Here is a 20,722-nt window from a genome sequence, read left to right on the forward strand (position 1 = left end):
ATTTTACATTTGCTTGAAGAGATGGGCGTACACACGGCTAACCTGAAGCTTATCATCACTGCCGCGCAGTTTGAGTGTCAGTTTGCCGGTCTCATCTTTGATGGCGGTATGAATGTAGTGTGTATTGACGACCGTGCTGCGATGGATTTGCCAAAACTGGTTGCCGTCCAGCTGCGGTAACAGCTCGCGCAAGCTCACGCGTATCAGCGAGGAGTGTTCGGCAGTAACGACATTGATGTATTTGTCTGTCGCTTCAAAATATAAGACATCGCCAATCGGGATCATGCGAATCTGATTGCCGATGGCTGCGCGTATTAAGCTGAGTTTTTCGACATGGCTGTTACCGGTATTGCTTGTGCTTCCTATGCCGCCGGAGTTCGCAGAATTACCGATGCCGGGCATCAGATTACGTAGTTGTGCCACTACCCGCTCCAGTTCGCCGGATCGCTCTTGTCCGTTGTCGAGACGGGTTTGCAGACGCTTAACCGTTTTGCTCAGCCGGTCTTCGCTGACTGGTTTTAGTACGTAATCTGAGGCGGCGTGTTCAAACGCATCGACAGCAAATTCATCATAGGCGGTGACATAGACAATCAGCGGGAAGGGTTTGCTATCGGGCCATTCTTCGGCTAATTCTTGTGCGACTTCGAGTCCCGTTTTACCTGGCATTTTGATATCCAGAAACAGAATATCCGGCAACTGGGCGAGCGCTTCCTGGACTGCGAATACACCGTTGTCGACGACGCTGCAAATCTGCAGGTCGGGCCATAATTTTTCTAAATGCTTGAGTAGTGTCAAGGACAGAATCGGTTCGTCTTCAGCGACGAGGGCGCGTAGTTGTGTCATGGTCTGGTGTGATTTGGTCAGTATGTTTGTTCGTTCGCTTTTTAGTAGCTTAGTTGAGCGGTATCGTGAGGTGAGCGACCACGCCCTCAGGCTGATTAGCGCTCAGACTCAGTTGGGCATCTTTGCCATATAACGCAAGTAGTCGTTCACGCACATTGGCATTGCCAACATGGCTGACGTTGTCATTGGCTGGCGGTGCTTCGTGATAATCAAAAGGTAGTCCCATACCGGTATCGCTGACTTTGACGTGCAAGACTTTGCCTTCCATTGATGCCGTCACCTGGATAGTGCCACCTTCCATTTTGGGTTCTACGCCATGCTTGATCGCATTTTCAACGAGTGGTTGCAGGAGCATGGGAGCGATCTCTATCTCCTGTAATTCTGGTGGTAAATGAATGCTGTAGCTCAGGCGCTTACCCATACGGATTGCGAGCAGCTCAAGATAGGCATTCATCAATCCAAATTCTTGTTTTAACCTTGTCTTATCAGTGCGGGAGGAGTTGAGGCTGGCACGCAGATACAGAATTAATTGTTCCAGCATGTATTGTGCACGGTGCGGGTCAATGGCAATCAAGCCTTGCAAATTCGCTAGGGTGTTGAACAGCATATGCGGCTCAATCTGCGCTTGCAGGAGTTGCAGTTGCGCTTGCATTGCCTGACGTTCTATGGCGGCGTTGCGAGCTTTTTCTTTCTCTGCCTCAGCTTTTAATTCTGCGAGTTTACTTTGGTTCCAGAAAAAGAAACCCGAAATCAGACTCAGAAAAATACACATGACGACCATCGCGCGATCACCGCGTTCACTGAGCTTAGTCAATTCGGAGGTCGGAAATCCAAATGCCAGCGTGCCAAGGAAATGTCCGAAGTAATAACCAATCGGTGCGGCGACGATGCAGATCGTGATAAAACCAACCGGGTGTGGTTTGTTACGCCGCCAGATCAACCACCGGCTCCCATCGACTAGCAGTGTGATGCTGCTACCAATCAGCATAGAAAACACCCAGTTCAGTTGAAATGTTCCGCCTCCCTCACGAACAAAGGTCAGATACAAGGCGATCAGCGTATTAAATCCGGTCAGCGCCAGTATGGTCCTGATGAGAATAACTTTTTGATCACCGCGTGGGAAAAGCAATGGAAACATAGTGAGTCAGTGGTCAGTGATGAGGTTGAGTTTCGTTAAGTACGTAGGTACATCTGTGATATTCGCGCTTTTGTTGAGCGTTTTAGCCTGATCGGAATGATCGCCCAATCTGCTGTAAGTGGCTAGATCAAAGCGATGAATGAAGACATTTATGTCGCCAATGGCCGTCGTTTCATCGTGAAATTACTACCATGGTATAAACGCAACACAGTGTAACAAGTCAAATAGATTGCTGATATATTGAGCGGCCTTTAAATTTAAAGCCAGATTTTTCGCTAACCCAACCCATTTCATTGGCATGATGATGGATGGATGGATGGATGGAGGTTTTCGGTGAATAAGTACTGATGAAGTACGGATTGCTGAGTCCGATGAAAAATCCGGGTTTAATGCAACACCATCCCCTTAAATTGATACTCTGGTCTCGTCATTATCCATGGCGAAGAGCCCCAAAAAGGATTTTATGCGTTATTTCAAACACCTGATTTCACCTCGAATTCCAGCACTGATGACGATGTCGCTGGCACTTGCTTATCCAGTGAGTAGCTTCGCACAAACGGCACCTGCTGTGAAAAAGGTCGTATCCGCGACGTCCGCACCAACAGTGGCGGAGGCGGAACGGTTTTTACGTGATGCTGAAGTGCGCTTGCAGCAGTTGTCCGTGATTGCGCAACGCGCAGCGTGGGTGTACGAGACGCATATTACCGATGATACTGAGGCGATGTCTGCACAGGCGAGTGAGCAGGCATTGACGGTGGGCAGTGAGATTGCGATCCAGGCACGCCGTTATAACGCCTTGCCTTTATCGGCAGACAGCAAGCGCAAGTTGAAGCTGCTGCAATTGAGTCTGAGTTTTAAAGATGCTGCGGATCGTGAGGCCTATACCCGTTTATCTACCTCGCTCGCGGGGGAATATGGTAAGGCGAAATATTGTAAAAATCCTGCTGATGCGAGTACCTGTCTGGATCTGGGACAGATGGAAGAAATCATGGCGCAGAGCCATGATCCTGCCGTATTAAAAGATGTATGGATGGGCTGGCATCAACAGGCCAGCAAATATAAGGACAGCTACGTGAATTACGTCGCGGTATCCAACAAGGGCGCACGTGAAATGGGCTTCGCTGATACCGGCGCCTTGTGGCGCTCGCAGTACGATATGTCGTCGGATGCATTTGAGGCAGATACAGAGCGCCTATGGCAGCAAGTGAAGCCTTTATACGATTCATTGCATCAGTACGTGCGTTTGAAATTACGTCAGACCTATGGTCCTGATGTCGTACCGCTGACAGGCCCGATCCCCGCGCATTTGTTTGGCAATATGTGGAGCCAATCCTGGGAAAATTTATACCCGATTGTAAAGCCGCAAGAGCAGGCTGCGTCCTTAGATGTCGGCGCGGTATTGAAGCAAAAAAATATCGGCGCCAAAGCGATGGCGCAATATGCAGAAGGCTTTTACACCTCACTGGGAATGGAGAAATTACCTGAGTCGTTTTGGCAGCGATCCATGCTGACGAAACCGCGTGACCGTGAAGTGGTCTGCCACGCGTCGGCCTGGGATCTGGATAATCTGACCGATGTACGAATCAAGATGTGCATTAATCAGACGACAGAGGACTTCATCACAATTCATCATGAGTTGGGGCATATTTACTATGATCTCGCTTATCGCAAGCAGCCGCATTTATTTAAAGGCGGTGCAAATGACGGTTTCCATGAAGCGATTGGCGACACTGTAGCTTTATCTGTGACGCCAGAGTATTTGAAAAAAATCGGCTTACTCAGTGAGGTACCTGATGCGTCGCAAGACATTGGCGTCTTGTTGAGCCGCGCATTGGAAAAAGTGGCATTCTTACCGTTTGGCTATCTGGTGGATCAATGGCGCTGGAAGGTGTATTCCGGCAAAGTCGCACCGAAGGATTACGATAAAGTCTGATGGGAACTACGTGAAAAATATCAGGGTATCAAACGTCCTGCGCCAATGGAGGCGAACGGATTTGATGCCGGTGCTAAATACCATGTTCCTGCCGATACGCCTTATGCGCGTTACTTCATTGCACATATCTTGCAATTTCAGTTCCACCGTGGTCTGTGTAAAGAGGCGGGTTATGTTGGGCCACTGAACCGCTGCTCGATTTTTGAGGATAAAAAGGCCGGTGCGAAATATCAGGCAATGCTGGCGATGGGAGCGAGTCGACCATGGAATGAGGCGCTAAAGGCGGTATCCGGTGAAGAGAAGATGGATGCCTCAGCGATTCTCGATTACTTCGCACCACTGAAATTCTGGCTAGACGCACAGAACAGGCAGTTAGCGCAATAAATAAAATCCTTATCGTGATAGTGCTCGTGATCGCATGCACAAACACTATTACGATAACGACTGTTGTTAAAGAAAAAGGCTGAATCACTCAGGTGACTCAGCCTTTTTATCTTTGGTTGTTTAGTAAAAATTACTGAATAAATTTAACGGAAAAAATTAATGACAAAAATTATTGAACAATATTTAGCTGACCATTTTGATGAATGACCTTGATGCGGTCACCAATCCGGTAGTAAGAACCTGGTTCAATCAACACAGTTCTTTGCTCACCATTTGGCATACGTAAGCTCATTTCAGTTTTCATTTTTTGCGGAGCATTATTTCGCTCCACCTCATTGCCAACGATGCCACCGGCAATTGCACCACCGAGTGTCGCCAGATTGCGACCATCGCCTTTGCCGACCTGATGTCCGATCACACCACCCAAGACTGCTCCGACCAGGGCACCTGCGCCGCCTTGATTGTGATTGGCCTGTCCTACTTCACGCATGCCAATGATGGTAGCGACTTCGACATAAGTAGGGGCGGGTGCCTGATATCCTTGCGGATATTGAGGATAGGTTGGCTGCGAATATTGATTTGGATAGGCAGGGTTCTGTGCCGGGTAAGCTGTCTGGTAGTTTGACGGATACGGGGAACTGGAAGAACTCTGGTATCCCTGATAACCCTGTGTAGCGCAAGCCGTTAATTGGCTTGCAACCAGGACAGAAATGAGGATCGCTACTTTACGCATGACAGACTCCGCAACATTGATGATATGTCCTTAACGCAGCGTAGCGCGCTGTTGTTGACCTTGGTTTGCGGGACAAGGTAAATAATCGTTAATTTCTTAATTCCTTAATTTGTTATAGCGGTTTGATACCGATTATGCCGCTTTGTCTTAGTCCGGCAATTTTTTCATCGTCATACTGGAGTAGGTCTTGTAAAACCTGATCGGTATGCTGTCCAAGTAGGGGCGGTGCAAGCGGATACACAGTCGGCGTTACTGACATCCTCATCGGGCTGCCAACAAGCTTGACGTTGCCCGCACTTGGATGCGGCAAATCCATTTGCATCTGCCGTGCGATGACTTGTGGATTGTCGAAGACTTCATCGAGCGAGTTGATCGGGCCGCAAGGTACTCCTGCCGCCTCCAGCAGATCAATCCACTCTTGCTTGGTTTTTCGTTGCACCATGTCTGCCAGCAGCGGAACCAATATGTCACGATGCTGCACGCGTAAGGGATTACTGATAAACCGATCGTCATTAGCCAGATCCTGACGTCCACCAGCCTGAACGAATTTACGATATTGCCCGTCATTACCTGCCGCGACAATAATATGGCCATCAGAGGTTGCAAAGGTTTGGTAAGGCACGATGTTGGGATGGGCATTGCCCCAGCGTTTTGGCGCGTTACCGCTGGCAAGATAATTCGTATTCATATTGGCCAGCATTGCGACCTGTACATCAAGCAGTGCCATGTCGATATATTGGCCCTCGCCAGTGCGGTCACGGTGGGTCAGTGCGGCCATTACGGCGATGGTTGAGTACATCCCTGTCATCAGGTCGGCGATGGCAACACCTGCTTTTTGCGGACCTCCGCCGGGCAGATCATCACGCTCACCGGTCAGCGACATAAAGCCACCCATGCCTTGCACAATAAAGTCGTAACCCGCACGATGAGAGTAAGGGCCTGTCTGTCCAAAACCGGTGATCGAGCAATACACCAGGTCTGGTTTTAATAACTTGAGACTGTCATAGTCCAGCCCGTATTTCTTAAGCTGGCCAACTTTGTAATTCTCAAGAACCACATCGGATTGCTGTGCCAGTTCTCGGATAATTTGCTGACCCTCTGTTGTGGCTATGTCCACAGTGATTGCTTGTTTGCCTCGGTTGGCAGCGAGATAGTAGGCCGCTTCAGTCGTGTTGTTGCCGTCCGCATCTCGCAGATACGGCGGCCCCCAGGTGCGGGTGTCGTCGCCAGACCCGGGTTTTTCTACTTTAATCACTTCTGCACCGAGATCTGCGAGATTTTGTGCGCACCATGGACCGGCCAGCACGCGTGTCAGATCGAGAACACGAATATGTCCTAGTGCGGTCTTGTTTTTTTCTGTGGTCTGCATATATCCTGTACGTTTTCTTCTTGTGCAAATCGGAGAGTCAACATGGAGACTAATGATGTGGCCTTATCCTAAAGTTGTCGCTCATCGGGGCGGCGGCATTCTGGCTCCGGAAAATACCATTGCTGCGATGCAGTGTGGTATCAGGTATGGCTTCCATGCGGTTGAATTCGATGTCATGTTATCAAAGGATGGCATACCTGTGCTGATGCATGATCCTTTATTTGGCAGAACGGTCCGTGGTGATAGCGGCGTTGCCAGTACGACGGCACATGATTTATTGCAGATGGATGCGGGTAGCTGGTTTTCAAATGACTTTGCGGGAGAGCTCGTCCCTGGCTATCAGCAAGTATTGGCATTCTGTCTGGAGCACAGTATCTGGATGAATGTAGAAATTAAACCTGTGCCAGGTTTTGAGGCGGAAACGGGTAAGGTGGTTGCGCAGATGACCCGGCAAATGCAAGCGGGGACACAAGTTTTATTTTCATCGTTCTCATTTGATGCCCTGATGAGTGCCAGAGAATCCGCTCCGGAGATCCCTCGCGGATATCTGACGGATCAGATTCACAATGACTGGCAGCAGCGACTACAAACTCTTTCGGCAGTTGCTTTGCACACAAATCACCGTCACTTGACCGCTGACCTGACTAGGCAAATCAAGGCTGCAGATTATGGTGTATTTTGTTATACAGTGAATACACCTGAACGGGCGCGTGAGATTGTCGGATGGGGTGTGGATGCGTTCTGTACCGACAGGATCGACTTGATTTCTCACGATTTTATTACCTAGAATAGTGGCAGGATTGTCGACTGGGCTGATGGTTACGATTTCTTACACGGCTTACAGTTTTCATGTCATCAGCCAGGTATTCGACCTCGTTATAGGCTCATGAGTGATACAAAAAATGACTCAGATAAACTAAGAAGCGCTCCACTTTTACAACACAGAAAGGCACTATCATGAAATCAGTTAAACTCGTTTCCGTACTCGTTGCAACTTTGTTTGCTATCCCTGTGTTTGCACAAAATACAAACACGCCTAACATCGACAAGCGCCAAGAGAATCAGCAAAAGCGTGTCGCTAACGGTGTGAATAGCGGCGCTTTGACCGCACAAGAAACAGCGAATCTTGAAAAGCGCGAAGCAAAAATCGAAACAGATAAAGAAGCCGCTAAAGCAGACGGCAAAGTAACGAAAAAAGAACGTGCGAAACTGGAGCATGAAGAAAATCGCGCAAGCAAAAAAATCTACGCGAAAAAACACAATGCCCGTACTGCAAGTAGTCCGGCACAATAAGTAAAACGTTTTACTGTCGTATTTTTCTGTAGAACCCGTCTGGCATTCGATGCCAGACGGGTTTTGTTTTATCTGTGATGCTGAGAATATTATTCTCGGTTGGTATGTCGGCAGTCGCTGATACTTGCCTGGCCGAAATGAGTTTTGACGAGAAAATGCGCGAAGTTATCACGTATAATCAAGAGCTAACCTTTAAAACCGCATCAATCTGCCCTGAAAATTACTATGAACTCGTCTGAAATCCGCGATAAATTCCTCAGCTTTTTCGAATCCAAAGGCCATACACGAGTCCGTTCGTCCAGCCTGATCCCCGGCAATGACCCGACCTTGCTGTTCACTAACTCCGGTATGGTGCAATTTAAGGATGTCTTCCTTGGTCAGGATAAACGCAATTACACGCGTGCGACTACAGCGCAGCGCAGTGTACGTGCCGGCGGCAAGCATAACGATCTGGAAAATGTGGGCTACACAGCGCGTCACCATACCTTTTTTGAAATGCTGGGTAACTTCTCGTTTGGCGATTATTTCAAACGCGACGCGATCAACTATGCCTGGGAATTGCTGACAGTCGTCTACGGTCTGCCAAAAGACAAATTGACCATGACCGTGTATCAGGAAGATGACGAAGCCTACGATATCTGGAAAAATGAAATTGGCGTACCGCCTGAGCGCATCATCCGCATCGGCGACAACAAAGGCGCACGCTACGCATCAGATAATTTTTGGCAGATGGCGGATACCGGTCCGTGCGGCCCGTGCTCTGAAATTTTCTATGATCATGGTCCAGAAATCTGGGGTGGTCCTCCGGGCTCCCCTGATGAAAACGGCGATCGTTTTATCGAAATCTGGAATCTGGTGTTCATGCAATTCAATAAGGATGAACAAGGTGTTTTGCATCCTTTACCAAAACCCTGCGTTGATACCGGTATGGGCCTGGAGCGTATTGCGGCGGTATTGCAGCATGTGCATTCCAACTATGAAATTGATATCTTCCAACATCTGATTAAGGCCGCTGCGCGCGAAACAGGTTGTACAGATCTGAATCACAACTCTTTAAAAGTCATTGCCGATCACATTCGCTGTGCAGGCTTTTTGATTGTAGATGGCATCATTCCTGGTAATGAAGGTCGCGGTTATGTCTTGCGTCGCATCACGCGCCGTGCTTTACGTCACGGACACAAGCTGGGTCAGCCTCAGCCATTTTTCTACAAACTGGTTGCGGATCTTGTGAAAGAAATGGGAGTTGCTTATCCCGAGTTGGCGGAGGCTGGCGAGCGCGTTGCTCAGGTCTTGAAGCAAGAAGAAGAACGTTTTGGCGAAACGCTGGAACACGGTATGAAAATTCTTGAGGCTGCTCTCGCCAAAGATAGTAAAAATCTGGATGGTGCGACGGCATTTACTTTGTACGACACTTACGGCTTCCCGCTGGATTTGACCGCAGATATTTGCCGTGAGCGCAATGTGGTGCTGGACGAAGCCGGTTTTGATGCTGCGATGGCGCATCAGAAACAAACAGCACGTGCTGCAGGTAAATTCAAAATGGCCGCTGCAATTGAATACAGTGGCGACAAAACAAAATTTGTCGGGTACGAGCAATTGAGTAACGACAGCAAAGTGATCGCTTTGTATGTGGATGGCAGTGCTGTGTCCAAATTAGAAGCAGGGCAAGCTGGTATTGTAGTACTGGACGTAACGCCTTTCTATGCGGAATCCGGCGGCCAGTGTGGTGACTCTGGCGTGTTGAAATCGTCTAGCGGCGCCGTATTTGAAGTCGCTGACACGCAAAAAATTCAGGCGGATGTCTTTGGTCATCACGGTACTCTGATCTCAGGCGCGTTAGAACTTGGTCAAAGTTTGCATGCGCAAGTCGCAACGGCGGTGCGTGCGCAAACAGTGCGCAATCACTCGGCGACGCATTTGATGCACAAGGCTTTGCGTGAAGTGCTGGGCGCTCATGTATCGCAAAAAGGCTCACTGGTTGATGCTGAAAAAACCCGTTTCGATTTCAGTCACAACGCACCGATGACAGATGCCGAAATTCTGCAGGTTGAAACTATTGTTAATCGTGAAATTTTGTCTAACGTCGCTGCGCAAGCACAGGTGATGTCGTATGACGATGCGATCAAGCATGGTGCAATGGCATTGTTCGGTGAAAAATATGGTGACGAAGTGCGTGTATTGGACATCGGTACGTCGCGTGAGTTGTGCGGCGGTACCCATGTGTCGCGTACAGGCGACATCGGATTGTTTAAGATTGTGTCTGAGGGTGGTGTTGCTGCAGGGATTCGTCGCGTCGAGGCTGTCACTGGGGAAGTCGCTCTGGATCTGGTGCAAACCCTAAATCAACGTGTCAATGACATTGCCAGTGCGTTAAAAACGCAACCGGAGAAATTGACACAACGCATAGCACAATGGCAAGATCATGTTAAATCTCTTGAAAAAGAATTAACGGTATTGAAATCCAGGCTGGCAGCGAATCAGGGTGATGCTCTGCTGGAACAAGCCGTAGACGTCAACGGTGCCAAAGTGTTGGCTGCGGTCATGGAGGGGGCAGATGCGACGGCTCTGCGCGAAACTATGATCAAGCTGAAAGACAAGATGAAAACAGCCGCAATCGTTTTAGCTGCTGTGAATGATGGCAAGGTCAGTTTGGTTGCTGGTGTGACTGAGGATTCAACCTCTAAACTTAAGGCGGGTGAACTGGTCAATTTCGTAGCGCAACAGGTTGGTGGTAAAGGTGGCGGTCGCCCTGATATTGCTCAGGCCGGCGGTACTGATGCTAGCGGTCTGTTAAAAGCGCTGGCTGATGTACCTAACTGGATTAAAGAGCGCCTATGATCTTTATACGCCGTGCCGAACCAGCAGATGCTGCCCAGATCCAACGGGTGTATGCAAGTACTAATGCGTTACAAGTACTTTGCAATTGCCACACCCGACGGTGGAGATGTGGCAGGACCGATTAAAGCAATTTAATCCCGACGACACTTTGTTAATTGCAATGTATGACGGTGTTGTAGTAGGCACGGCAGGTTTGCATCTCGAAAAAAAATCACGCCGTCGTCATGTGGCAGGTCTCGGCATGGCTGTGGCGGATTCGTTCACCGGGCGGGGAGTTGGTACCGCCTTGCTGGCCGAGATTTTGAGTCTCTCAGACAATTGGCTTAACGTATTGCGTATTGAATTGACGGTGTATTGTGATAACGCGGCGGCAGTCCATTTGTACAATAAGTTTGGCTTTGAGATTGAGGGTACGATGCGTGCGCATTCGCTGCGCAACGGCGTATTTGTAGATGCATATTCTATGGCGCGCTTTCATCCGAAGCAGCCGCAAATCCCTCGCACCGGTCGTTAATCGACTTCCAATAATGGAACTAAAATTTTGTCCTGTATGCGCCTCGTCACTGGTGTGCCGCGCAGACGAGCAGGAAGCCTCAAAACTTAGACTAGCGTGTCCGGAGGGGCATTGGACGCATTGGGATAACCCACTTCCGGTATTAGCTGCGCTGGTCGAGGTTGAGGGACATATTTTGCTGGCAAGAAATGCTGCCTGGCCAGAAAAAACTTTTGCCCTGATTACTGGTTTTATGGAGCGTGGCGAGACCCCGGAAGAGGGAATCGCACGCGAGTTAAAGGAAGAGACTAATCTCGATGCCGATCATGTGAGTCTGATCGGCGTATATGAGTTCATCAAAAAGAACGAAGTCATTATCGCCTACCATGTAAAGGCCTCGGGCAATATTCAATTGTCCTCCGAGTTAGTAGAATATCGTCTGATCAGCCCTGAAAAATTACGTCCCTGGCGTGCGGGAACTGGTTATGCGATGGCAGATTGGATGCGTGCCCAAGGCCTGGAGCCGGTATTTGCTGAGTGGGCAAGTTCCTGAGTGATCAGCTAACAACAGATACTCACTAAAATTGTGCAAACAATTGTTAATAAATGTGGAATCCGTGGTCTCGTTGTTGCGTTGCACCATCTTGATTAAATTTCCGGTAGAATTGGTGCAAATGTTTTAGTAAGTATTTTGCTGTTCAAATTGTTTATTCCCGCTACTGGAAAAAATCATGCAATACAATAAAGAACTGGATGCACGTGGATTGAATTGTCCGCTTCCAATTTTGAAGACCAAAAAAGCCTTGGCAGATATGATCACTGGTGAAGTATTGCATGTCATTGCAACTGATCCCGGCTCAGTAAGAGATTTCAAAGCATTCTCCAAACAAACTGGTAATGAATTGTTATCTCACCTGGAAAACAGTAAAGAGTACGAATATTTTATTAAGCGTAAATAACAGCGTGTCAACAGCACGTCAGCGCTAAGTCGCCAAATTGCAGTATTTTAAAAAGCTCACGATAAGTGAGCTTTTTTTATGCATGTTTTATGTCGCAGTTTGTTGTGAAAAGCTCTTCGTTTAGGGGTTCTGCTCTACTGCGATTCTGGATTGAAAAGAACGATCGTGCTAAATTGTGTGATCTAGGCCATTTTAGTCTTATAATTGATGAACTTTACGTATACGTCAATTTGCTGCACTTGCAACATTCGTTTCATCAGAATTAATCCGTTTCACCATCTCTGTTCAAAAATTAGCTCATTAAAGGCAGAACTATGAAAGTCCTGGTACCAGTTAAACGTGTAGTCGACTACAACGTCAAAGTACGCGTCAAATCCGATGGCACTGGCGTGGATATCGCCAACGTCAAAATGTCGATGAATCCTTTCGACGAAATCGCCGTAGAAGAAGCCATGCGCTTAAAAGAAGCAGGCGTTGTGACTGAAGTCGTCGCAGTGTCTTGTGGTGTCGTGCAATGCCAGGAAACTTTGCGGACTGCGATGGCGATCGGCGCAGACCGCGGCATTTTAGTTGAGAGCGATGCTGAACTGCAGCCTCTGGCAGTGGCGAAATTGTTGAAAGCGCTGGCAGACAAAGAACAGCCTCAATTGATCATCCTGGGTAAGCAGGCAATTGATGATGACTGCAACCAGACCGGTCAGATGCTGGCAGCCTTGCTGGGTTGGCCGCAAGCGACTTTCGCATCGAAGGTTGTCGTTGCTGACGGCAAAGCGACCGTGACACGCGAAGTTGACGGCGGACTGGAAACTTTATCGTTGACTTTGCCAGCGATTATTACGACAGACTTGCGTCTGAACGAGCCGCGCTACGTCACTTTGCCAAACATTATGAAGGCTAAGAAGAAGCAATTGGACAATGTAAAGCCAGCAGACTTGGGTGTAGACGTGACCTCACGTGTGAAGACTTTAAAGGTCGTTGAGCCAGCAAAACGTTCTGCTGGTATCAAAGTGCCTGACGTCGCGACTCTGGTTGCCAAGCTGAAGAATGAAGCTAAAGTTATCAGCTAATTCCTTCGTCCTTAGTCCTTAAGAATAATCTTTGTGCCAGATGATCTGGTTCAATCAATGTGGAAAACATCATGACTACACTTGTCATCGCTGAACACGACAACGCTTCCTTGAAGGGAAGTACATTAAACACCGTTACTGCTGCCATTCAATGTGGCGGTGACGTTCATATATTGGTCGCGGGCCATAATGCTGCAGCTGCTGCGCAGGCCGCATCTCAGATTGCTGGTGTCAGTAAAGTATTGCATGCAGATGCGACTTATTTCGCTGATGGCCTGGCTGAAAATGTTGCTGAACAAGCGCTGGCAATTGCTTCTGCTTACAGCCACATCCTGGCACCTGCTACCGCGTATGGTAAAAATATTTTGCCACGTGTTGCGGCCAAACTCGACGTGTCACAAATTTCTGAAATTACTAAAGTAGATTCGGCTGATACGTTCGAGCGTCCAATTTATGCTGGTAATGCAATCGCAACCGTGCAATCTGCCGATGCGGTGAAAGTGATCACCGTGCGCAGTACTGGTTTTGATGCTGCCGCTACCGGTGGATCTGCTGCGGTTGAGAGCATTGCTGCCGTTGCCGATTCTGGCAAATCCGCATTCGTTTCCCGTGAAGTCGCTAAGTCAGATCGCCCTGAACTGACTGCGGCGAAAGTGATCGTTTCTGGTGGTCGTGGCATGGGTTCTGGTGATGCATTTAAAGTCCTGGAACCGCTGGCTGACCGCCTTGGTGCTGCGATGGGTGCGTCACGTGCGGCAGTTGATGCTGGCTTTGTGCCAAATGACTGGCAAGTTGGTCAAACCGGCAAGATCGTTGCTCCGCAGTTGTATATTGCAGTCGGTATCTCTGGCGCGATTCAGCATCTGGCAGGCATGAAAGATTCAAAAACCATTGTGGCAATTAACAAAGATCCTGAGGCGCCAATTTTCTCTGTGGCTGATTACGGTATCGTTGGCGATTTATTCGAAATCGTACCGCAACTGGTTGCAGAGTTGGGCTAATCAATGTGAGCACGGCAAACAGGGTTTGTCGTGAGCAGTCTTGGAATATTAACAGGACAGGATAGGCAGGTTTGTCGTGAAGCTGGCAGAGTATTTTCTCTGGTTCTGACATGATCCTGATCATCCTGTCCTTTTTCATGGAGTAAATATGAGCTATGTAGCGCCGTTGAAAGACATGCTGTTCGTGATGAATGAACTGGCGGGTCTCGCCGAAGTCAATGCCTTGCCAGGTTGCGAAGACGCGACGCCGGAAACCGTTGAGGCGGTACTGGAAGAAAATGCAAAATTTACCGGCGAAGTTGTGGCCCCTTTAAATTGGCCGGGAGACCAGGCGCCGAGTTACTGGAAAGAAGGCGAGGTCTTTACAACTAAAGGCTTTAAAGAAGCGTTCAAAATGTTTGGCGAGGCAGGTTGGCAAGGTGTGCAACATCCGGCTGATTTTGGTGGCCAGGGCTTGCCAAAGCTGGTTGCAACGCCGTGTATTGAAATGTTGAATTCAGCGAGCGTTTCTTTTGCCTTGTGCCCATTGTTAAGTGATGGCGCGATTGAGGCTTTATTGACGGCGGGCAGTGATGAGCAAAAAGCGATTTATCTTGAAAATCTGATTGCCGGTAAATGGACTGGCACGATGAATTTGACTGAACCGCAGGCGGGATCAGATCTGGCAATGGTGCGTTCACGCGCAGTTCCTCAGGGCGACGGTACTTATAAAATTTTCGGTACAAAAATTTTCATTACCTATGGCGAGCACGATATGGCTGAAAATATCGTTCACCTGGTGTTGGCTCGCACACCAGACGCACCCGAGGGCGTCAAAGGTATTTCTCTGTTTATTGTTCCTAAATTCCTGGTAAACGCGGATGGTTCCCTGGGTGCGCGCAATGATGCGCACTGCGTCTCGATTGAGCATAAATTGGGCATCAAGGCGAGTCCGACGGCAGTGCTGCAATTTGGTGATAACGGCGGTGCGATAGGTACTTTGGTAGGTGAAGAGAATCGTGGTCTTGAATACATGTTCATCATGATGAACGCAGCTCGTTTCGGAGTCGGTCTGCAAGGTATTGGTATTGCTGAGCGCGCGTATCAAAAAGCCGTTGGATATGCGAAAGACCGTGTTCAGTCGCGTGATTTATCGGGTTCTGCTGGCCCCGTTACTATTATCCATCATCCGGATGTGCGTCGCATGCTGATGTCGATGCGTGCGCAGATTGAAGGTGCTCGTGCTCTTGCTTATGTAGCCGCAGCTGCGAGTGATGCAGCTCATCACCACGTCGATGAGTCTGTACGTAAAGCAAATCAAACTTGCTACGAATACTTGGTACCTATTGTCAAAGGCTGGTCTACTGAAATGTCGCTGGATGTTACTTCAACAGGTGTTCAGGTACATGGTGGCATGGGCTTTATTGAAGAGACGGGAGCAGCTCAGCATTACCGTGATGCCAAGATTCTGACGATTTATGAAGGTACGACGGCGATTCAGGCAAACGATCTGGTTGGTCGCAAAACTGCTCGTGATGGCGGCGCAACGGCCAGGGCGTTGATTGCCCAGGTGCGTCAAACGGCATCCGAATTGGCTGCAGTGCAATCCGATGATTTGCAGGCAATCCAGCGTCAGCTGGTATTGGGTGCAGATGCTATGGAGGAGGTAGTTGCTTTTGTCGCTGCGAATTTTAAATCGGATATTAAGGCAGTGTTTGCCGGTAGTGTGCCATATTTGAAACTTGCTGGTATTGTGCTTGGCGGCTGGCAAATGGCTAGGGCTGCATTGATCTCTCAGAATAAATTGCAGGCAGGTGAGGGCGACTCTAGTTTTTATAAGGCTAAAATCGCTACGGCACGATTCTTTGCCGACCATATATTGTCTGCGGCTCAGGGATTGCGTACTTCTATCGTGGAAGGTAGTGCAGGCGTTTTGGCATTAGCTGAAGATCAGTTCTGATTAGTGTGATGATCAAGCAATAAAAAAGCGGCTGAGGCCGCTTTTTTATTCATATTATTTTTCATATCAGCCGAAAGAGCCGCCCGTGTATAGCAGGTCAAAAGCGCGTGCAATTGTGGCAATTAATGCAAAAGCTCCTACGCCAAGACTTAATACCAAAATCAGTGCCAAGGGCCATGAGGATTCGCTGGTTTGCCCGGATTGCGTATTGTATTGCTGATCCCATTTTTCATCGGCTGTCAGCCCAAGTACCAATGCTTCTAGCATAGCAATTAAAAATGACAAGACGAGTGGACTCGCTGTCATAAGTAGCGGTGAGCCAAAAAAGAAATGGCCAAACAACCATGACAACGGTAGTGTTGCCAAGTGTAGCCAGCCCCAAATGTCTTGCTTGCCTCGTAAATAGAAGCGGTGTAGACCTGCGCTTCCTAGAGTGGCAGCAAGCAGAGTTGTGATAGTTTTGTTTTTATGGAGGGTATTCATAGGTATTCTGCAAAGTAATGCGTGATTCTAGAGCAAGACGATGCCTCTTGTTGGCTTATTCTCAAATCTCGGCTGACTTAATCGCCCGGGCATCGTCGGTAAAACACGACTGAATCTTGGATAGTGCTTGCGGTTTTGTCTTGAAGCAGGCTATAATTTGCGGCTTTTTCCGCGTTTAGACATTTTTTGGAAATATTATGGTCGTTATTCGTTTAGCTCGTGGTGGCGCAAAAAAGCGCCCTTTCTACAATATCGTTGCAACAGATTCACGCAATCGTCGTGATGGTCGTTTCATCGAGCGCATCGGTTTTTACAATCCGATCGCAAATGGTAATGCAGAGACAGTACGTGTTGCAGCAGACCGTCTGGCTTACTGGCAAGGCGTTGGTGCACAATTGTCACCAGCAGTTGCTCGTCTGGTAGCGCAATCTGGCAAAGCTGCAGCTTAATTGCTGCTGATTGTTAGCAAGTGATATCAGTTGGAGTGCATGTTCCTGAAGATTTAGTCCTGGTGGGCTACGTCTCGGGAGCATACGGTATTCATGGCTGGGTAAGAGTGCACCCTTACTCCAATGATGCCGATGCGTTGCTCAGCGCCAAAACATGGTGGCTGGAAAATGCAAAAATATGGCCTGAATTGCACGATGTTGATCGCATGGAATCCAAGATTCACGGCGAGGATGTTGTGGCGAGATTAATGGGCGTCGCTGACAGAAATGCAGCGGAAGCGCTTAAAGGCACAATTGTTAAGATTCCCCGTAGTCATTTTCCAGCCTTACCGGATGGAGAGTTTTACTGGGTGGATCTGATAGGCGCATCAGTGCACAACTTGCAGGGTGAAGACTTAGGTCAGGTCAGAGACTTGATGGATAACGGTGCTCATCCTATTTTACGGGTTGCAGCAGCTGATGTTCCTGAAGCTGATCTAGCTAAATCGGAGCGTTTGATTCCCTTTGTAGACAGCTTTGTCAAAGAGGTTGATCTGAAGGCTGCCAAAATTGTTGTCGATTGGGGCTTGGATTATTAAGCGTGCTGCAATGAGAAATGGTTTTATGAGATCGGAAGGCATGCCATATGCAGTTTGATGTCATTACATTGTTTCCTGAAATGTTTGCAGCGCTGACTAAATCCGGCGTAACCCGTCGTGCTTTTGAGCAGGGGAAGTGTGCTATATCTCTGTGGAATCCCCGTGACTTCACAGCAGACAAACATCGTACCGTGGATGACCGGCCTTATGGTGGTGGCCCTGGTATGGTGATGCTGGCTAAACCTTTGCAGTTGGCAATTGATGCAGCGAAACAGCGTCAGGCGCAGTCCGGAAATAATGCTGTCCCCAGAGTAATTTATCTATCACCGCAGGGGCGTCCTTTGACGCATCGACGTGTAATGGAGTTATCGCAACTGGATGGCGTTGTTTTACTGTGTGGTAGGTACGAAGCGGTTGATCAGCGTTTGCTTGACCAGTACGTGGACGAGGAAGTTAGCCTAGGCGATTTTGTATTATCTGGTGGTGAGATTCCGGCGATGGCTTTGATGGATGCTGTCATCAGGCAGTTGCCAGGAGTTTTGCATGATGATGATTCAGCTGTGCAAGACAGTTTTGTAAACGGCCTCCTTGATTGCCCGCATTACACAAGGCCTGATGTATTTGAAGAAATCCCAGTTCCTGCCGTCTTGATAGGAGGAAATCACGCTGACATTGAAAAATGGCGTCGTGAACAATCGTTAGTAGCGAGCTTGCGTAAACGTCCCGATCTGATTACGCAGGCGCGTCAGGCTGGTTTGCTCAGCAAGGCTGATGAGAAGTTTTTGAGTAGTTTGTAGTTTAGTCATTTCTTAGGATTTGACTTTAAGTGCAGGTATTGGCCTGCTTGTTTAACCCCATCCTCTACTGAGCATAGCAGTTACAGCGTCAGCAAGATGGTATCAGGAGTAAAAAATGGATCTGATCCAAAAATTAGAGGCAGAAGAAATTGCACGCCTCGGCAAAAATATCCCTGTATTCGCTCCTGGCGATACAGTAGTTGTTAACGTCAACGTAGTTGAAGGCACTCGTAAGCGTGCACAGGCTTACGAAGGTGTTGTCATCTCCCGCCGTAACCGTGGTTTGAATTCAAACTTCATCGTTCGTAAAATTTCATCTGGTGAAGGCGTTGAGCGTACATTCCAATTGTATTCTCCGCTGATCGCTTCGATCGAAGTTAAACGTCGCGGTGACGTACGTCGCGCTAAGTTGTACTACTTGCGTGAACGTTCAGGCAAATCTGCTCGTATTAAAGAGAAATTGCCAACACGTAAGACAGCAGCTGCTAAAGCAGAGTAATATTGTTTGTCATGCGTTGAAAGAAAGGGATGCCTCGGCGTCCCTTTTTTGCATTTTGAAATGGAATAAACTTTAGCTCATTCGCTAAAACCCCCGAGTAGTTTAATTAAGGAAGTCGGTGTGAAATTGAAGTTCAATCCAGAGGAATTACCTGTGCACTCTGTTGCAGGAGAGGATGCAGTACCAGAATCTCATTTATCCTCAGCATGGCTAAAGCAGCGTTTTGCACAGCCGGGACTTTGGACTCCGGAAACGACGGATGAGCATTTGCTCTCGACGATTTACAGCTTTAAACCTGCTTCAGTATTGATGCCACTTGTATTGCGCGACACGGGCTTGACGCTACTGCTCACCCATCGTGCAGCTCATTTGAATGATCACGCAGGGCAAATTAGTTTTCCCGGCGGTCGGTTTGAGGACAGTGATCGTTCGGCGATCGAGACTGCCTTGCGCGAGACTGAGGAGGAAATTGGCCTGCATCGCAAGCACGTAGATATTCTGGGCGTGCTACCCGATTATAAAACCGGTACCGGCTATCAGGTTACGCCGGTTGTGTCGTTAGTACAGCCTCCGTTTGATTTGAAAACAGATCCGTTTGAGGTCGCTTCATTATTCGAAGTGCCTTTGTCTTTTTTAATGGATGGGCGCCATCATCAGCGCCGCATAATTGATTTGCCTGATGGAAAAGGCCAGAGAATTTTCTATGCGATGCCTTACGGTGAGCACTTTATCTGGGGGGCAACGGCAGGCATGTTACGTAACTTATTTCATTTTTTACGGGCATAAGGCGATAAGCGCTCAGGCTTGCAATAATGCTGGGCTTCATAAACCAGCTAAATCAGTTTACACTTGCCGCATTAACAAATCCATTTCAAGCTGGAAACGATTTAAACTACCTCACCATGACATTCATTTCCATACTTTGTGCGCTCCTGATCGAACAATTGAAACCTTTACGGGTCGACAATCCGATTTATTTACAGGTACAAAATCTGGCAGAAAAGATCGAGTCGTGGTGTAACGCAGGTAAGGCCAAACACGGCCGCATGGGATGGTGGATACTCGTTATCGCACTGACTTTGCCTACGGCATTGATCTATTGGCTGTGTTTGCGTATCAATCCATTTGCAGCGCTTGCATGGAATGTTCTGATCGTTTATCTGACTCTCGGTTTTCGGCGCTATAGCCATTATTTCACCTCCATCCAGCTTGCACTGAGCTCTGGTGACGAAGATGCTGCCAAAGCACATCTCGCTGAATGGACGCATCTCGATACGTCCGGCATGGATATCTCTGAAATTTCCAGGATCGCGGTTGAGCGCTCACTGATCGCGACTCACCGCAATGTATTCGGTGTATTTTTTTGGTTCCTGATGCCTGTGGGGCCAGCTTGTGCCGTAATGTATCGGGTTGCTGAGTATCTGGCGCGTGCCTGGAATGAACCTGAGCACATGAAAAATGAAGAGTTCGGTCAATATGCAACGAAAATTTTTTACTGGATCGACTGGATCCCGGCTCATCTCACGGCGATTGCATTTGCTGTCGTAGGTAATTTTGAGGACGCAGTGTACTCATGGCGTAATTATGCTGACCGCTGGTCAGATGAACTGGTCGGGATCATTCTGTCGGCTGGTGGCGGTGCCCTAGGGGTGCGTCTTGGCGAACCTGAAGCAAAAGCGATGGTGCTGAACGCTGATGCCAGTGCTGTGGATGTTGATAGCCTGGATATCGAAAGCCAACCAGGTGCGGAAGCCTCACCAAGATCATTGCAAAGTGCCGTCGGGCTGGTCTGGCGGGCACTGTTATTGTGGATGCTGTTATTGTTATTACTCTCCTTTGCGGTTTGGTTATAAATTTGCCGCGTGCCCTTTTTTTACAAAGATAAAGTGTATCTAACTTACCCATTGCAGTATTGCAAAAAAGACT

At 48.3% G+C, this 20,722-nt stretch carries 20 protein-coding genes and 1 pseudogene; 16 read left to right on the forward strand and 5 right to left on the reverse strand.

The annotated features are described in order from the left end of the window. Nucleotides 1–3: 3 nt before the first annotated feature. Together ACO0K4_RS16615 and ACO0K4_RS16620 are read right to left on the reverse strand one after the other, a co-directional pair. Nucleotides 4–843 carry a LytR/AlgR family response regulator transcription factor gene (locus ACO0K4_RS16615; RefSeq protein ID WP_422957777.1) on the reverse strand — a complete coding sequence of 280 codons (840 nt, stop codon included), beginning with the start codon at nt 841–843 and terminating at the stop codon, nt 4–6. Between the two features lie 49 nt (nt 844–892). Then, a complete protein-coding gene (locus tag ACO0K4_RS16620; RefSeq protein ID WP_422957778.1) occupies nt 893–1,981 on the reverse strand; it encodes a sensor histidine kinase in 1,089 nt (362 codons plus the stop codon). 514 nt (nt 1,982–2,495) lie between these two features. Between ACO0K4_RS16620 and ACO0K4_RS16625 the strand changes: the two are divergent. Next, nucleotides 2,496–4,298: pseudogene (locus ACO0K4_RS16625) on the forward strand (M2 family metallopeptidase). Nucleotides 4,299–4,467: 169 nt separating this feature from the next. Here the strand turns inward: ACO0K4_RS16625 and ACO0K4_RS16630 are convergent. Together ACO0K4_RS16630 and ACO0K4_RS16635 are read right to left on the reverse strand one after the other, a co-directional pair. Further along, nucleotides 4,468–5,031 (reverse strand): glycine zipper 2TM domain-containing protein, encoded by a 564-nt coding sequence (locus tag ACO0K4_RS16630; RefSeq protein ID WP_422957779.1) that lies wholly within the window; start codon nt 5,029–5,031, stop codon nt 4,468–4,470. Nucleotides 5,032–5,143: 112 nt separating this feature from the next. Next, nucleotides 5,144–6,400, reverse strand: a complete 1,257-nt coding sequence (locus ACO0K4_RS16635) for a CaiB/BaiF CoA transferase family protein (protein ID WP_422957780.1) — start codon at nt 6,398–6,400, stop codon at nt 5,144–5,146. A gap of 55 nt (nt 6,401–6,455) precedes the next feature. Between ACO0K4_RS16635 and ugpQ the strand changes: the two genes are divergently transcribed. From ugpQ to ACO0K4_RS16680, 9 genes are all read left to right on the forward strand, one after another. Continuing rightward, nucleotides 6,456–7,187: a glycerophosphodiester phosphodiesterase gene (gene ugpQ / locus ACO0K4_RS16640; protein ID WP_422957815.1), complete on the forward strand. Its 732-nt coding sequence runs from the start codon at nt 6,456–6,458 to the stop codon at nt 7,185–7,187. Between the two features lie 170 nt (nt 7,188–7,357). Continuing rightward, nucleotides 7,358–7,693 (forward strand): hypothetical protein, encoded by a 336-nt coding sequence (locus ACO0K4_RS16645; RefSeq protein ID WP_422957781.1) that lies wholly within the window; start codon nt 7,358–7,360, stop codon nt 7,691–7,693. Nucleotides 7,694–7,918: 225 nt separating this feature from the next. Beyond that, on the forward strand, nt 7,919–10,531 hold the full coding sequence (alaS, locus tag ACO0K4_RS16650) for an alanine--tRNA ligase (RefSeq protein ID WP_422957782.1): 2,613 nt from the start codon (nt 7,919–7,921) through the stop codon (nt 10,529–10,531). 100 nt (nt 10,532–10,631) lie between these two features. Continuing rightward, the gene (locus tag ACO0K4_RS16655) at nt 10,632–11,045 is read left to right on the forward strand and encodes a GNAT family N-acetyltransferase (RefSeq protein WP_422957816.1); all 414 of its coding nucleotides are present in this window, start codon (nt 10,632–10,634) and stop codon (nt 11,043–11,045) included. Nucleotides 11,046–11,055: 10 nt separating this feature from the next. Beyond that, nucleotides 11,056–11,577 (forward strand): NUDIX domain-containing protein, encoded by a 522-nt coding sequence (locus ACO0K4_RS16660; RefSeq protein WP_422957817.1) that lies wholly within the window; start codon nt 11,056–11,058, stop codon nt 11,575–11,577. Nucleotides 11,578–11,755: 178 nt separating this feature from the next. Beyond that, on the forward strand, nt 11,756–11,983 hold the full coding sequence (locus ACO0K4_RS16665; RefSeq protein WP_422957783.1) for a sulfurtransferase TusA family protein: 228 nt from the start codon (nt 11,756–11,758) through the stop codon (nt 11,981–11,983). A gap of 314 nt (nt 11,984–12,297) precedes the next feature. Beyond that, a complete protein-coding gene (locus ACO0K4_RS16670) occupies nt 12,298–13,050 on the forward strand; it encodes an electron transfer flavoprotein subunit beta/FixA family protein (RefSeq protein WP_422957784.1) in 753 nt (250 codons plus the stop codon). A 71-nt stretch (nt 13,051–13,121) separates the two neighbouring features. After that, nucleotides 13,122–14,051, forward strand: coding sequence for an electron transfer flavoprotein subunit alpha/FixB family protein (locus ACO0K4_RS16675; protein WP_422957785.1), 930 nt, complete (start codon nt 13,122–13,124; stop codon nt 14,049–14,051). 148 nt (nt 14,052–14,199) lie between these two features. Further along, entirely contained in the window at nt 14,200–15,990 is a 1,791-nt protein-coding gene (locus ACO0K4_RS16680; RefSeq protein ID WP_422957786.1) for an acyl-CoA dehydrogenase, read from the forward strand. 66 nt (nt 15,991–16,056) lie between these two features. On the opposite strand, the gene ACO0K4_RS16685 is transcribed toward ACO0K4_RS16680, so the two are convergent. Next, a complete protein-coding gene (locus tag ACO0K4_RS16685; protein WP_422957787.1) occupies nt 16,057–16,473 on the reverse strand; it encodes an NINE protein in 417 nt (138 codons plus the stop codon). A 197-nt stretch (nt 16,474–16,670) separates the two neighbouring features. Between ACO0K4_RS16685 and rpsP the strand changes: the two genes are divergently transcribed. The 6 genes from rpsP (at nt 16,671) to ACO0K4_RS16715 (ending at nt 20,649) form a co-directional block, all read left to right on the forward strand. After that, nucleotides 16,671–16,922, forward strand: coding sequence for a 30S ribosomal protein S16 (rpsP, locus tag ACO0K4_RS16690; RefSeq protein ID WP_262838614.1), 252 nt, complete (start codon nt 16,671–16,673; stop codon nt 16,920–16,922). Between the two features lie 35 nt (nt 16,923–16,957). Next, nucleotides 16,958–17,500, forward strand: a complete 543-nt coding sequence (rimM, locus tag ACO0K4_RS16695; RefSeq protein WP_422957788.1) for a ribosome maturation factor RimM — start codon at nt 16,958–16,960, stop codon at nt 17,498–17,500. 47 nt (nt 17,501–17,547) lie between these two features. After that, on the forward strand, nt 17,548–18,297 hold the full coding sequence (trmD, locus tag ACO0K4_RS16700; RefSeq protein ID WP_422957790.1) for a tRNA (guanosine(37)-N1)-methyltransferase TrmD: 750 nt from the start codon (nt 17,548–17,550) through the stop codon (nt 18,295–18,297). Between the two features lie 115 nt (nt 18,298–18,412). Further along, nucleotides 18,413–18,796 (forward strand): 50S ribosomal protein L19, encoded by a 384-nt coding sequence (rplS, locus tag ACO0K4_RS16705; protein WP_422957791.1) that lies wholly within the window; start codon nt 18,413–18,415, stop codon nt 18,794–18,796. A gap of 120 nt (nt 18,797–18,916) precedes the next feature. Further along, nucleotides 18,917–19,582 carry a CoA pyrophosphatase gene (locus ACO0K4_RS16710; RefSeq protein WP_422957792.1) on the forward strand — a complete coding sequence of 222 codons (666 nt, stop codon included), beginning with the start codon at nt 18,917–18,919 and terminating at the stop codon, nt 19,580–19,582. Nucleotides 19,583–19,698: 116 nt separating this feature from the next. Next, entirely contained in the window at nt 19,699–20,649 is a 951-nt protein-coding gene (locus tag ACO0K4_RS16715; protein WP_422957793.1) for a CobD/CbiB family protein, read from the forward strand. The last annotated feature ends 73 nt before the right edge of the window (nt 20,650–20,722 follow it).

Origin of the sequence: Undibacterium sp. RuTC16W, assembly GCF_049339445.1 — a bacterium.
Classification (GTDB): domain Bacteria; phylum Pseudomonadota; class Gammaproteobacteria; order Burkholderiales; family Burkholderiaceae_D; genus Undibacterium.